This window comes from Amycolatopsis sp. NPDC049688, from assembly GCF_040674975.1.
In the GTDB taxonomy this organism is placed as follows: Bacteria; Actinomycetota; Actinomycetes; order Mycobacteriales; family Pseudonocardiaceae; genus Amycolatopsis.
Map to the genome: position 1 here is coordinate 51,625 of NZ_JBFANY010000006.1, position 12,391 is coordinate 64,015.

13 protein-coding genes are annotated in these 12,391 nt (G+C 72.0%); 8 read left to right on the forward strand and 5 right to left on the reverse strand.

Annotated elements, in window-relative coordinates; translation table 11 throughout:
* Positions 1-3: 3 nt before the first annotated feature.
* The gene (locus AB0J55_RS21360; RefSeq protein WP_364250921.1) at positions 4-1,116 is read right to left on the reverse strand and encodes a Re/Si-specific NAD(P)(+) transhydrogenase subunit alpha; all 1,113 of its coding nucleotides are present in this window, start codon (positions 1,114-1,116) and stop codon (positions 4-6) included.
* A gap of 123 nt (positions 1,117-1,239) precedes the next feature.
* Positions 1,240-1,899 carry a TetR family transcriptional regulator gene (locus AB0J55_RS21365; RefSeq protein WP_364250924.1) on the reverse strand — a complete coding sequence of 220 codons (660 nt, stop codon included), beginning with the start codon at positions 1,897-1,899 and terminating at the stop codon, positions 1,240-1,242.
* Between the two features lie 93 nt (positions 1,900-1,992).
* Here AB0J55_RS21365 and AB0J55_RS21370 point away from each other — a divergent pair, with 93 nt between their 5' ends.
* The 6 genes from AB0J55_RS21370 (at position 1,993) to AB0J55_RS21395 (ending at position 6,903) form a co-directional block, all read left to right on the forward strand.
* A complete protein-coding gene (locus AB0J55_RS21370) occupies positions 1,993-3,060 on the forward strand; it encodes an FAD-binding oxidoreductase (RefSeq protein WP_364250927.1) in 1,068 nt (355 codons plus the stop codon).
* A gap of 11 nt (positions 3,061-3,071) precedes the next feature.
* Positions 3,072-4,178, forward strand: coding sequence for an acyl-CoA desaturase (locus AB0J55_RS21375; RefSeq protein ID WP_364250930.1), 1,107 nt, complete (start codon positions 3,072-3,074; stop codon positions 4,176-4,178).
* A gap of 7 nt (positions 4,179-4,185) precedes the next feature.
* Positions 4,186-4,386, forward strand: a complete 201-nt coding sequence (locus AB0J55_RS21380; RefSeq protein WP_004560346.1) for a hypothetical protein — start codon at positions 4,186-4,188, stop codon at positions 4,384-4,386.
* Between the two features lie 146 nt (positions 4,387-4,532).
* Entirely contained in the window at positions 4,533-5,822 is a 1,290-nt protein-coding gene (locus AB0J55_RS21385; RefSeq protein WP_364250934.1) for a sensor domain-containing protein, read from the forward strand.
* A gap of 9 nt (positions 5,823-5,831) precedes the next feature.
* On the forward strand, positions 5,832-6,476 hold the full coding sequence (locus tag AB0J55_RS21390) for a response regulator transcription factor (RefSeq protein ID WP_364250937.1): 645 nt from the start codon (positions 5,832-5,834) through the stop codon (positions 6,474-6,476).
* Between the two features lie 16 nt (positions 6,477-6,492).
* Positions 6,493-6,903, forward strand: a complete 411-nt coding sequence (locus tag AB0J55_RS21395; RefSeq protein ID WP_364250940.1) for a secondary thiamine-phosphate synthase enzyme YjbQ — start codon at positions 6,493-6,495, stop codon at positions 6,901-6,903.
* Here the strand turns inward: AB0J55_RS21395 and AB0J55_RS21400 are convergent.
* A complete protein-coding gene (locus AB0J55_RS21400; protein ID WP_364250943.1) occupies positions 6,841-7,833 on the reverse strand; it encodes an ABC transporter permease in 993 nt (330 codons plus the stop codon). The two genes, AB0J55_RS21395 and AB0J55_RS21400, sit on opposite strands and share 63 nt — an antisense overlap.
* A gap of 105 nt (positions 7,834-7,938) precedes the next feature.
* On the opposite strand from AB0J55_RS21400, the gene AB0J55_RS21405 reads away from it, so the two are divergent.
* Both AB0J55_RS21405 and AB0J55_RS21410 read left to right on the forward strand, forming a co-directional pair.
* A complete protein-coding gene (locus AB0J55_RS21405; RefSeq protein WP_364250946.1) occupies positions 7,939-8,634 on the forward strand; it encodes a haloacid dehalogenase-like hydrolase in 696 nt (231 codons plus the stop codon).
* A gap of 110 nt (positions 8,635-8,744) precedes the next feature.
* Complete coding sequence (locus tag AB0J55_RS21410) at positions 8,745-10,868, forward strand: DUF2156 domain-containing protein (protein WP_364250949.1); 2,124 nt, start codon at positions 8,745-8,747, stop codon at positions 10,866-10,868.
* Here AB0J55_RS21410 and AB0J55_RS21415 read toward each other — a convergent pair.
* Entirely contained in the window at positions 10,846-11,520 is a 675-nt protein-coding gene (locus AB0J55_RS21415; protein WP_364250952.1) for a hypothetical protein, read from the reverse strand. The genes AB0J55_RS21410 and AB0J55_RS21415 overlap by 23 nt on opposite strands.
* A gap of 81 nt (positions 11,521-11,601) precedes the next feature.
* Positions 11,602-12,390, reverse strand: a complete 789-nt coding sequence (locus AB0J55_RS21420) for a hypothetical protein (protein ID WP_364250955.1) — start codon at positions 12,388-12,390, stop codon at positions 11,602-11,604.
* Position 12,391 lies beyond the last annotated feature (1 nt).

A 12,391-nucleotide genomic window follows, 5' to 3' on the forward strand; every position in this document is an offset into this window, starting at 1 on the left:
GACTCACGACGGGCTCCCTTCGCGCCCGGCCACGCAGGCACCGGCGACGATCTCGTCTTCGAAGTTCAGCTCCAGCGCGCCTTCCTTCGTCACGAGCAGCTCCAGCAGCTCGACGACGTTGCGCGCGTACAGCTCGCTGGCGTGCGAAGGCATTTCGGCGGGCAGGTTCAGCGGGGACGAGATGGTGACGTCGTGCTCCACGATGTCCTCGCCCGGCTTGGTCAGCTCGCAGTTGCCGCCGGTCTCGCCCGCGAGGTCGACCACGACCGACCCGGCCGGCATGCCCTTGACGGCGTCCGCGGTGACCAGCGTCGGCGCCTTGCGGCCCGGGACCAGCGCGGTGGTGATCACGACGTCGAACTTCGTGATGGCTTCGGTGAGCCGGCGCTGTTGTTCTTCGCGCTCCTCCGGCGTCAGCTCGCGGGCGTACCCGCCTTCGCCGACCGCTTCGATGCCGAGGTCGAGGAACTGCGCGCCCAGCGACTTCACCTGCTCGGCGACCTCGGGCCGCACGTCGTAGCCGGTGGTCTGCGCGCCGAGCCGCTTCGCCGTGGCCAGCGCCTGCAGCCCGGCGACGCCGGCGCCGAGCACCAGCACCTTCGCCGGCGGGACGGTGCCGGCCGCGGTGGTGAGCATCGGGAAGAACCGCGGGAGCTTCTGCGCCGCGAGCAGCACGGCGCGGTAGCCGCCGATGCTCGCCTGCGAGGACAGCGCGTCCATCGCCTGGGCCCGGGAAATCCGCGGGATCGCCTCCATCGCGAACGCGCGCAGGCCCGCCTCTTCGAGCTTGGCGAGCCCCTCCGGGTTGCCGCGCGGATCGAGGAAGCCGACGAGCACGGCGCCCCGGCTCAGTTTCGCGACTTCCCCGGGCGAAGGCGGGTTGACCTTCACGACGATCGGCGCGCCCCAGGCGTCGCCGAGTTCGGCGCCCGCTTGGGTGTACGCGTCGTCACTCAGGTGGGCACCGGCGCCGGCGCCCGGCTCGACGACGACGCGCAGCCCGCGCTGCACGAGCCGCCCGACCAGTTTGGGCACCAGGGCCACCCGCCGCTCCCCGGGGCGTGACTCGGCCACCACACCCACGGTGAGCTGCTGACTCTGTTCGCTGTCCGTCACACGACCTCCTCATCGGCGAGGCACGATCCGAGGGTTGTACCACGCCGGACCGACACTCCCCAGTGACGTGGGTCGCAAGTCTCCCGGTTGTGCCGGGAAATACGAACGTCGTGGGTGAAACGTTCAGGCCGATTTCCAGTGCGGCACGCCGAGGAGCACCAGACGCAGCCGTTTTTCCGCCGTTCCGGTGATCTTCGCGTCCTGACCTGGGCGGGCTTCCAGCAGTTCGACAATGGTCGTCAGCATCACGGAAACGATCAAGTCGGCGAGCATGTGCAGGTCTTCGGTGCTCCACTCGCGCAGCTTCGGGAACCGGGCGAGATCGATCGCGAGGTCGCCGGAGAACAGGCGCAGTTCGACGCCGATCGCCTCGGCGAGCGAGCCGCCGGCGTACCGCTCGCGGGTCAGGAACCGGAAATGGTCCTCGTGCGCCCGGACGAATTGATGCAGTGTCGTCACCGACGCGCTGATCATCCCCTGGTAGGTGTCGGGATCCGTGCGGGCGGAGCGGATCATCCCGCGCAGCGTGCGCGTCGCCTCTTCGACGAGCGCGACGCCCAGGTCGTCCATCGAGGCGAAGTGCCGGTAGAAGGCCGTCGGGACGATGCCGGCGCCCTTCGCGACCTCGCGCAGGGAGAGCGTGGCGAAGGGCCGATCGGCCAGCAGCTCGAGGGCGGTGTCCAGCAACGCCTGGCGGGTGCGCAGTTTGCGCTCCTGGCGGCTCACCGGCGTCAGTGGTTCGGACACGTCTTCCAGCGTACGGGTGTCCACCGCGTTGCTCACGTCACATCCTCGGGGTCTCGCGTTGACAGGGCGTCCACTCCTGCAGTGCACTATTCAGTGTACAGCCGTTCACTGTAATCGAGGAGGTTCCCGATGACGGCGCTCATCCCCCGGCGGGTGCGCGGTCTCGCCTCACTGGCCGAGGCGCTGCTGACGCCGCACGGGATGGACCGGTACCTGGAGCTCGTGGACCCGATGCTGGTCCGCCGCGAGATCCGCGGGCTGGTCACGGCGGTGCGCAAGCAGACGCCCGACAGCGTCACGCTCACCGTGCGGCCCAGCCGCGCGTGGCCCGGCTTCACCGCCGGCCAGTACGTCCGCCTGCAGGTGGAGATCGACGGCGTCCGGCGCACGCGCTGCTATTCGCCGTGCGGTTCGCAGTACGACGGCGAGCTGGAGTTCACGGTCAAGGAGCAGGGCCTGGTGTCCGGGCACCTGAACCGCGCGATCGGCGTCGGCGCGGTCGTCAATCTGTCCACTCCGGACGGCGCCTTCACCTTGCCCGCCGAGCGGCCGGACCGCGTCCTGCTGATCGCGGGCGGCAGCGGGATCACGCCGGTGCTGGCGATGGCGCGCACCCTGGCCGACGAGCGCCACCCCGGCGAGATCGTGTTCGTGCAGTACTCGAACGGCCCGGCCGACGCGCTGTACCGCACGGAACTGGCCGAGCTCGCCGCCCGGCACCCCGGGCTGCGGGTGGTGCACGCCTACACCCATTCGCAGGGTGGCGACCTCAACGGGTTCTTCTCGCCGGAGCACCTGGCGCAGGTCGCGCCGTGGTACCGCGACGCGGAGACGTTCGTCTGCGGCCCGAAGCCGCTCATGGACGCCGTCCGCGAGGAGCTGGGTGAACGCGTGCACACCGAGGAGTTCACGCCGCCGGCGTTGACCTTCGACACGGCGGCCGCGGAAGGCCGGGTGCGGTTCCGCCGCAGCGGCCGCGAGTGCGCCAACTCGGGCAAGCCGTTGCTGGAGCAGGCCGAGGAGGCCGGGCTGTCGCCGGAGCACGGCTGCCGGATGGGCATCTGCTTCTCGTGCACCCAGCTCAAGACGGCCGGGCGCGTCCGCAACGCCCGCACCGGCGAGGTGTCCGGCGACGAAGACGAAGAAATCCAGCTCTGCATCTCCGTCCCGGTCGGGGACGTCGAGATCGACGCTTAGAGGAGATTGTCATGACCGGTCTGCAGGACCGCCTGACCCCGGAACAGGTCGAGGAGTTCGGCCGCGAGCTCGACGCGCTGCGGCAGCGGATCGTCGACGACCTGGGCCAGGAGGACGTCGACTACATCCACAACGTCATCAAGACCCAGCGCGGCCTGGAGGTCGCCGGGCGGGCGCTGCTGTTCGCCGGCTTCTTCCCGCCGGCGTGGCTGGCCGGCGTCGGCGCGCTGTCGCTGGCCAAGATCCTGGACAACATGGAGATCGGCCACAACGTGATGCACGGCCAGTACGACTGGACGCGCGACCCGGCGCTGAGCTCGCAGCGGTTCGAGTGGGACACGGTGGCGCCGGCGGAGAACTGGCGGCACTCGCACAACTACATCCACCACACGTACACGAACATCGTCGACAAGGACCGCGACGTCGGCTACGGCATCCTGCGGATGGACACCGCCCAGAACTGGCACCCGTACTACCTGGGCAACCCGGTGTACGCGACGCTGCTGGCGATCTTCTTCCAGTGGGGCGTGATGCTGCACGACCTCGAGGTCGAGAACGTCGTCAAGGGCACCCGGTCGTGGGCGGACAACGTGCCGGTGCTGCGGCGCATCGTGCGGAAGGCGTCCCGGCAGATCGGCAAGGACTACGTCCTGTTCCCGCTGCTGACCGGCCCGCTGGCGCCGCTGACGTTCCTCGGCAACGCGACGGCGAACCTGACCCGCAACCTGTGGGCGTTCGCGATCATCTTCTGCGGCCACTTCCCGGCGGACGTCGAAAGCTTCACCGAAGAGGAGACCGAGTCGGAATCGCGCGGGCAGTGGTACCTGCGCCAGATCCTGGGCTCGGCGAACATCACCGGCGGCCCCCTGTTCCACATCCTGAGCGGCAACCTGTCGCACCAGATCGAGCACCACCTGTTCCCGGACATCCCGGCGCGCCGGTACCCGCAGATCGCGGGCGAGGTGCGGGCGATCTGCGAGAAGTACGGCCTGCCGTACCACACGGGGCCGCTGCGCAGGCAGCTGTGGTCGGTGGCGAAGAAGATCGTGAAGCTGGCCCTGCCTTCGTCCCCCTCGCCGACTACCGTGGAGCCCGACCGGCAGCTCCGAGCAGCGTGAGGGTGACATGGTGGGCCAGTTCGAACGCGAGAAGGACACCCTGCAGGTGATCACCGAATCAGCGGCAACGCACGTCGGCAACATCGTCTCGATCATCACGGGCGCGATCCGCGACGTCGCCAGGGAGACGGGCGACTGGCTCACCGACGTCATCGAGATGCGGGAAGCGGCCCAGCGAGCCCGGGAGGACGACCCGGACACGCCTTGAGGGGTGGCTGGGACGGGTCATCCACAGGCCTTGCGGGTTGTGGATGACCCGTTCGATGCGGCCGGTCCGGGTGCCGGGAGTGTCGGTGCCCGCCGGTAGCGTGGAAGACGGGGGGCGCCCCCGGGGCCGGGTCGGGGGAAAACCGGATGGGCCGCCCGCCCCAGCCGGGCGAAACTGAACCCGTGACCAGCCCCCACCCCCTCCGCCGCATCCTCGGCCCCGTGGCCGCGCGCGACTTCTGGGCCGAATACCTCTGGCTGTGCCTCGCCGGCCCGCTCACGTTGTTCTCGCTGCTCAGCTTTCTCGCCGTGCTGGCCGTCGGCCTCTGGCTGACCCCCGTCCTCCTCGGCTTCCTCGTCCTCGCCGGCGCCGTCTTCTACGCCCGCGGGCTCGGCGCTGCCCACCGCAAGCTCGCGAAAGCCCTGCTCGGCGTCAGCGTGCCCGCCCCCGGGCGGCCCGAGCTCAAGCCCGGGTTGTGGAGCTGGGTGAAGGCGCGTGTCGGTGATGCCGCCGGCTGGCGCGCCGCCGGGTACCTCGTGCTCCGCCTCCCCCTCACCTTCGCCGGGTTGTCCACCGTTGTGAGCGCGACCCTCTACGGCCTCGCCGCCACCAGCTTCGGCCTCTTCTGGTTCCCGCTCGGCGAACGGCAGCTGCCGACCTTCGGCATCCGAGCCGACCACTGGGCGGGCGCGCTGGCCTGGTCGGCGTCCGGGCTGCTGGTGCTCATCGCGATTCCGTGGGTGACGCACGCCTTCGTCGCGCTCGACCGGCTGCTGGTCGTCGGGCTGCTCGGCGAACGCGTGCTGTCCGAGCGGGTGCGGGACCTCGAGGCGAGCCGCGCGACCGCCGTCGAGGACGCCGCCCTGCGGCTGCGGCGCATCGAACGGGACCTGCACGACGGGGCGCAGGCCCAGCTCGTCGCGCTGGCCATGAAGCTCGGGCTGGCCAAGGACGAGCTGGCCGACGTCGACCTCCCCGAGGTGAAAGCGCTGGTCACGGCGGCGCACACGAACGCGAAGCAGGCGTTGACCGAGCTGCGCGACCTCGCCCGCGGCATCCACCCCGCCGCCCTGGACGCGGGTCTCGACGTCGCCCTCGCCACCCTGGTCGCCACGAGCGGGATCGACGCGCGGGTCGCGGTGGACCTGCCGCGCCGGCCGCCGCCGTCGCTGGAAACCATCGTCTACTTCAGCGCCGCCGAGCTGCTCACGAACGCCGCCAAGCACGGCGGGACGACGCTGGTCCAGGTCACCGAGGAGCGGGACGTCCTGTGGCTGCGCGTGTCCGACCGCGGCCGCGGCGGCGCCCGGCTCGTCGCGGGCGGCGGGCTGGCCGGCGTCGCCGAACGGCTGCGGACGGTCGACGGCGAGCTGACCGTCACCAGCCCGGCGGGCGGTCCGACCGAAGTGACCGCGCGGGTGCCGCTGCCCCGCTAGGGTCGCGACATGCGGATCGTCATCGCGGAGGACTCCACCATCCTGCGCCAGGGTCTCGTCGAACTGCTGACCTTCCGCGGCCACGAGGTCGTCGCCGCGGTCAAGGACGCCGAAGCGCTGCGGGCCGCGGTCGGCAGCCACACTCCCGACGTGTCCATTGTGGACATCCGGATGCCGCCGACGCACACCGACGAGGGCCTGCGGGCGGCGATCGCCCTGCGGCGCGAGCTCCCGGGCTGCGCGGTGCTGCTGTTCTCCCAGTACGTCGAAACGAAGTACGCGGCCCAGCTGCTGGCCGACCGCGCGGGCGGCGTCGGCTACCTGCTGAAGGACCGCGTCGCCGAGGTGTCGGACTTCCTCGACGCGCTGCGCCGGGTCTCGGACGGCGAAACGGTGCTCGACCCCGAAGTCGTCAGCCAGCTCTTCTCGGCGACGCGCCAGACCGACGCTCTCGACGGCCTCACCCCCCGTGAACGCGAGGTCCTGGGCCTGATGGCGGAGGGCCGGTCGAACTCCGCGATCGCCGCGAAGCTGTTCCTCTCGGCCGGATCGGTGGAGAAGTACGTGACGTCGATCTTCGGCAAGCTCGGCCTCCCACCGTCCGAAGGGGACAATCGCCGGGTGCTCGCGGTGCTGCGCTACCTCGATTCCTGAGCTTAGGCTGGGAGATATGTACTCCACCGAGATCGAGGTCCGCACCGGCAGCACCGCCGTCGTCCACGACCTCACCCACGAGGCCGAAGCCTTCCTCCGCGACGCCGACGCGACCGACGGGCTGCTGCACGTCTGGGTCCCGCACGCCACCGCCGGACTGGCCATCCTGGAGACCGGCGCCGGCAGCGACGAGGACCTGCTGACCGCGCTCGACGAGCTGCTCCCCCGCGACGGCCGCTGGCGGCACCGGCACGGAAGCCCGGGTCACGGCCGTGACCACGTGCTCCCGGCGCTGGTGCCGCCCTACGCGACCATCCCGGTGCTCGGCGGTGTCCTGGCGCTGGGCACCTGGCAGTCGATCTGCCTAGTGGACACCAACCTCGACAACCCCGTCCGCAAGGTGCGGTTCAGCCTCCTGGCGGGCTGACCGGCCCGGCCACAGCGCCACCAGCAGGCCCGCGGCGAGCAGGGCGCCGAGCACCCACAGCGCGGTCGTGACGTCGGGCGCGTCCGGCACGCCCTGCAGCAGGCTGCGCAGGCCTTCGGTGGAGAACCGGAACGGCGTCCACGACCACAGCAGCGCGCGGTAGGCCGGGTTCAGCAGCTCCGGCACCTGCCCGGCCACCGCGGGCGCGACCAGGTACAGCGGCGCGAGGACGGCCATCGCCCGTAGGCCGAGCAGCCGCAGCAGCCCCGCCTGCAGCGCCGCGAACGCCGTGGCGGCGAGGAAGACGAAGCCGAGGACGTCCGCGGTCAGCGGCAGCGTCGAGTCCCACAGCGCGAAGAACCCGGCCACCACCGCCGTGATCAGCACGCCGGCGCCGACGACCTGCAGGAACCGCGCGCCGGCCCCGATCGTGCGGCCCGTCCGCCGCGCGAGCTGGGTCAGCGCCAGGCCCGCGATGAGCGCGCCGATCCAGGCCAGCGCGCTCGCGGCCAGCGGCGCGACCCGGCCCGCGAGGCCCACCGGGTGCAGCACCTCCTGCTTCGGCGGGCCCGCCAGCGCGGTCGCGGCGCCGGTCAGCGCCTGCTGAGCGACCTGGGTGCCGGCGGGGTTGACCGCGCCGGACGTCACGACCGTCGCGGCCGGTCCCGGCGCGAGTTCCAGCACGCCGTAGACCTTCTTGTCCTCCAGCAGCTGCCGCGCCTCGGCCGGGGACGCGACGGTCCAGGCCAGCTGGCCGCCGCCGTGCGCGGCGATGCGCTGCGCGATCTCCGGGGGCGCGGCCACGGCGACCGGGACGCCGTCGGGCGCGACGGTGGCCTGCGCGCCGAAGGTGAGGAATCCGAGCACCACCGCCACCAGGGCGCCGGCCACGGCGGCGACCAGGGCGAGTGCCCCTGCGGGACGGGTCATCACTGCCTCCATTTATTCGTCACACGTTGAATTACGCCTCAAGGTACGACCCGGCCACCCAGAAGTCAACACGTGTTGAATAGTGGCGCCGGTAGCCTCGGACCCGTGACGAAGAAGCGCCTGGTGCTCTGGGACATCGACCACACGCTCGTGGACTTCACCGAACTGGGCTCGACCTGGTACGGGACCGCGTTCACCGCCGCGACCGGGGCGACGCTCCGGGTGCGCCCGGTGTTCGGCGGCCGGACCGAGCGCGCCACGACGACCGACCTGCTCACCGCGAACGGCTTCGAAGCCGCGGAGGAGACCATCCAGGCGCTGTTCAAGGCCCTGGTGGCGGAGTCGGAACGCCACCAGCACACCTTCCCGGCGACGGCCCGCGCGCTGCCCGGCGCGGCCGAGGCGCTGACCGCGTTCGCCGCCGACGGGACCGTCGTCCAGACGCTCGTCACCGGCAACCTGCCGGAGATCTCCCGGCACAAGCTCGCCGCCTTCGGCCTCGACGAGCACCTCGACCTGGAGATCGGCGGCTACGGCACGCTCTCGGTGCACCGCCCGGACCTCGTCCCGCACGCGGTCGGGCTGGCCGCGGCCAAGCACGGCACCGAGTTCGCCGCCGACGCAGTGGTCGTCATCGGAGACACCCCGAACGACGTCCGGGCCGCGGTCGACAACGGCGCGGTGTCCGTCGCGGTCGCCACCGGCCACTACAGCGCCGAAGAGCTGCTGGCGGAGGGCGCCCACACCGTGCTGCCGGACCTGACCGACACCGACGCGGTCCGGCGCGCCGTCCTCGGCTGACATCGTCCTTCGGAGGGGGACAACCCTCAGCCGAAAGTACGACACCCCTAGGGGAAAACTCGTTCCCTTGCCTGATGTGACGGGCGGCGCGGCCCGCGAGACTCTTCCGCATGACCGAAACAGTGGCGGCGGCCAAGCCCGCCGGAGGGGGACGGATCCGCGGCACGGTCGCGGTGCTGAGGCGGCGGCTGCCGTTCACCAGCAGCGTCACGCTGGCCATGCTGGTGCTGGCCGTCGCGACCGGGGCGCTCTGGAACGCCGCCGAAGACCGCGCGGCCTTCCCGTTCGTCGCCTACGGCCTGCCGTCGCTGGAGGCCGGCCGGTGGTGGACGATGCTCACCGGGCCGTTCTTCGCCGTCATCCCGTGGTACTACCTCCCGATGGTCGGCAGCTTCGCGCTCTTCGCCGGCTTCGCCGAGTGGCAGCTGGGGACGCGGCGCGCGATGGCCGTGACCATCGGCGGCCAGTTCGCCGCGGTGCTCGTCGCGACTCAGTTCCTGGCGCTGTCCCGCAACTCGGGCTGGCTGTGGGCCGAGCGGGTCGCGGGCAGCCTCGACGTCGGGTTCTCCGGCGGCGCGCTCGCCGCGGTGGCCGTCGCCAGCGCGACGCTGCGGCCGCCGTGGGCGCTGCGGCTGCGGGCCGGGCTCTGCGTGTACGCCGGGGTCGCGATCGTCTACGTGGGAACGCTGGCCGACCTCGTGCACTTCTTCGCGCTCCTGCTGGCGCTTCCGCTCGGAAAGCGCCTGGTGGGCGCCCGGCGGGCGGGTGACTCCGCCGGCCCCAACCTGCGGGAGTGGCGGGTGCTGGTGGTCGCCGGCCTGCTGCTGCTCACCGTCGCCGAGATCGTGATGTTCCTGGTCCCCGGCGACGGCCCGTTCGGCTCCACCGAAGGCGTCTCGCTGTCGGCGCCGGAGCTGGGCGTCCTGGTCCTGCTCGTGGTGCCGATGCTCAACGGGCTGCGCAAGGGCGGCCGCGTCGCGTGGCGGTGGGCCGTCGGGCTGTCGGCGTTCGTGACGTTGCAGGGGCTCGCCGTCGCCACGCTCATCGGGCTGGCCGACGTCTTCGGCGGCGACTACGACACGTCCGGGCTGCCGCTGTTCTTCGTGGACAATCTGCTGTGGACGGTCGAGCTGGCCGTCCTGATCGCCGCGCGGCACGCCTTCCGCGTGCCGTCCCGGCGCCGGCTGCGGCGCCACGCGCAGGGTCCGGGGCCGGCGCTGGCCCGCACACTCCTGGGGCGCCACGGCGGCAGCACGCTGTCGTGGATGACGACCTGGCCGCGCAACACCTACTTCGTCCGCGAGGACGGCCGGTCCTACCTCGCCTACCGACGGCACGCCGGCGTCGCGGTCGCGCTCGGCGACCCGATCGCCCCGGACGGCACCGCGGCGGCCACGGTCACCGAGTTCGCCACGATGTGCGAGAACTCCGGCCTGGTGCCGTGCGTGTTCTCGGCGACGGAAGCCACCGTCGCGGCGACGCGCGAGCTGGGCTGGCAGCACGTCCAGGTCGCCGAGGACAACGTGCTCGACCTCGACGGCCTCGAGTTCCGCGGCAAGGCGTGGCAGGACGTCCGGTCGGCGCTGAACAAGGCGGCCAAGCAGGAGATCGAGTTCCGGCTGGTCCGGCTGGCCGACCAGCCCGAGCCGATCCTGGCCCAGGTGCGGGCGCTGTCGGAGGAGTGGATGTCCGGCAAGGCGATGCCGGAGATGGGCTTCACCCTCGGCGGGCTCGACGAGGCGATGGACCCGGCCACCCGGGTCGGCCTGGCGGTCGACGCGGAGGGCACGGTTCACGGCGTGACGTCGTGGCTGCCGGTCCACACCGGCGCCGGCACGATCGGCGGCTGGACGCTGGACATCATGCGCCGCAGCCCGCACGGCTTCCGCCCGGTGATGGAGTTCCTCATCGCGTCGGCGTGCCTGGCGTTCCGCGACGAAGGCGCGCGGTTCGTCTCGCTGTCGGGTGCGCCGCTGGCCCGCAGCACCGGTTCCGCGGCGCGGCCGGTGGACCGGGTGCTGGAGTCGCTGGGCCGCGTGATGGAGCCGTACTACGGATTCCGCTCTCTCCACGCGTTCAAGGCGAAGTTCCAGCCGCGGCACGTCCCGCTGTACCTCGCGTTCCGCGACGAGGCCGACCTCCCGCGGATCGGGCTGGCGCTGAGCCGGGCCTACCTGCCGGACGTCCGGCTGCGGCAGCTGGCGAAGCTGGTCAGTAGCTCTCGGGCACGCTGATCCGCTGCGGGAAGCGGATCCTCCGCCTGCTGACGACGTTCTGGTCCTTCGGGATCAGCCGCCCGTCGGTCAGGCGGAGCCAGTGGCCGTTCCGCGAGTCGGTGAAGGCGAGCATCACCCCCGGCGTCATGTCCGGGCGCCGCCACTCCTCGCGGATCGGCATCCGCCACTTCCCGGGCGGCAGGATGGCGTAGAGGTATTCGTCGTCCTCGATGTCCGGCCCGCGGTGCAGGGTGGAGCCGGTCATCGGCAGGTTGTGCACGAGGTCGAACGAGACGACGACGTGGTTGACCGCCTCGGCGTTCGCGTTGGACACGACCATGTAGCCGTGGCCGCCGGCGTACTCGATCCACGCCGTCACCTTCGCGGCCTGTTCCTGCCGTTCACGCAGGTCGCGCTCCCGCCGGTCCTCGCGCGCGAGCCGGCCGTCGCGGATGGCGATCCACAACGCGACCACGACGGCCGCGATCGTGCCGATGCCGCCGACCCACTGCCCGGAGGCGCCCCACCAGTCCGGATCCCGCGGCTTGACGAGCCAGATCCCGGCCTTCGCCAGCAACGGCCCGAAGAGCAGCACGAACCCCGCCACGGCCAGCACCCCGAACGCAACGGCCCGCACCCGCCCGAGCCGTTTCTCCTCATCCCCGCTCATGCCTGGCAGCCTGCCGAATCCGGGCGGCCGGCGGAAGCGGCAAAACCGCCGGTGATCTCGAAGCCTGGAAAGCCGTCCGCTCTAGTGGTTCGCCGCCGGGACGAACCGGTAACTGCGCACGATCCGCTCCAGCTCCTCCCGCCCGGAACGGTCGCTGTCCGCGTAGGCCACCACCACGCCGGACGTCCCCGAGTTCCCGCCGAACGCCAGCGCCGCCACGAGGGCGTGCCGGGGCGCGCACTCCCCCGTCTCCGCCGGGGTCACCTCGGCGACCACGACCCGGCCGGGCGCTTTGGTGCCGTCGGCCCGGGGAACCGGGGCGTCCGAAGCCGGGCCGATCCGGGGTGATCCGCCGTAAGCGGCCGTTGCCAGGTCTGTCGCGGCCTTGCGTGCGGCCGCCTCGAGGTCCGGCAGCGGCTCCGTCGTGACGCCCGCGCCGCCGCACTTGCCCGGGAACGCGCTCGTGATCAGCCTGATCCCGGCCCAGCCGTGCTGGGTGGCGGGCGCCGGCTGCCAGTTCGGCGGGACGTCGTAGGCGTACGAACCGTCGCGGCCCGCCACGGTTTGCCAGCCCGGGACCACCGCCGGGACCGAGGCCCGCGGTGACGGCGTCGCCACCGGGAACGAAGACGCCGGCGAGGACGACGCCGGGTGCTGCTTGCCGACGCCCAGCGCGTTCAGCACGCCCGCGACCAGGGCGATGAACACGAGTCCGAACCACGGCGCCCGTCGCCACTTCAGCGGCTTCGCCTTCGGCCGGATGCGCTTCGGCTTCGCTCGCGGGGCGTCCGCGGGTTCGTAGCCGCCGAACCCGCGGAGCGCCTCGTTGTCCTCGTAGCCCGGCGTCGCGTCTTCGGAACGCCGGCTCATC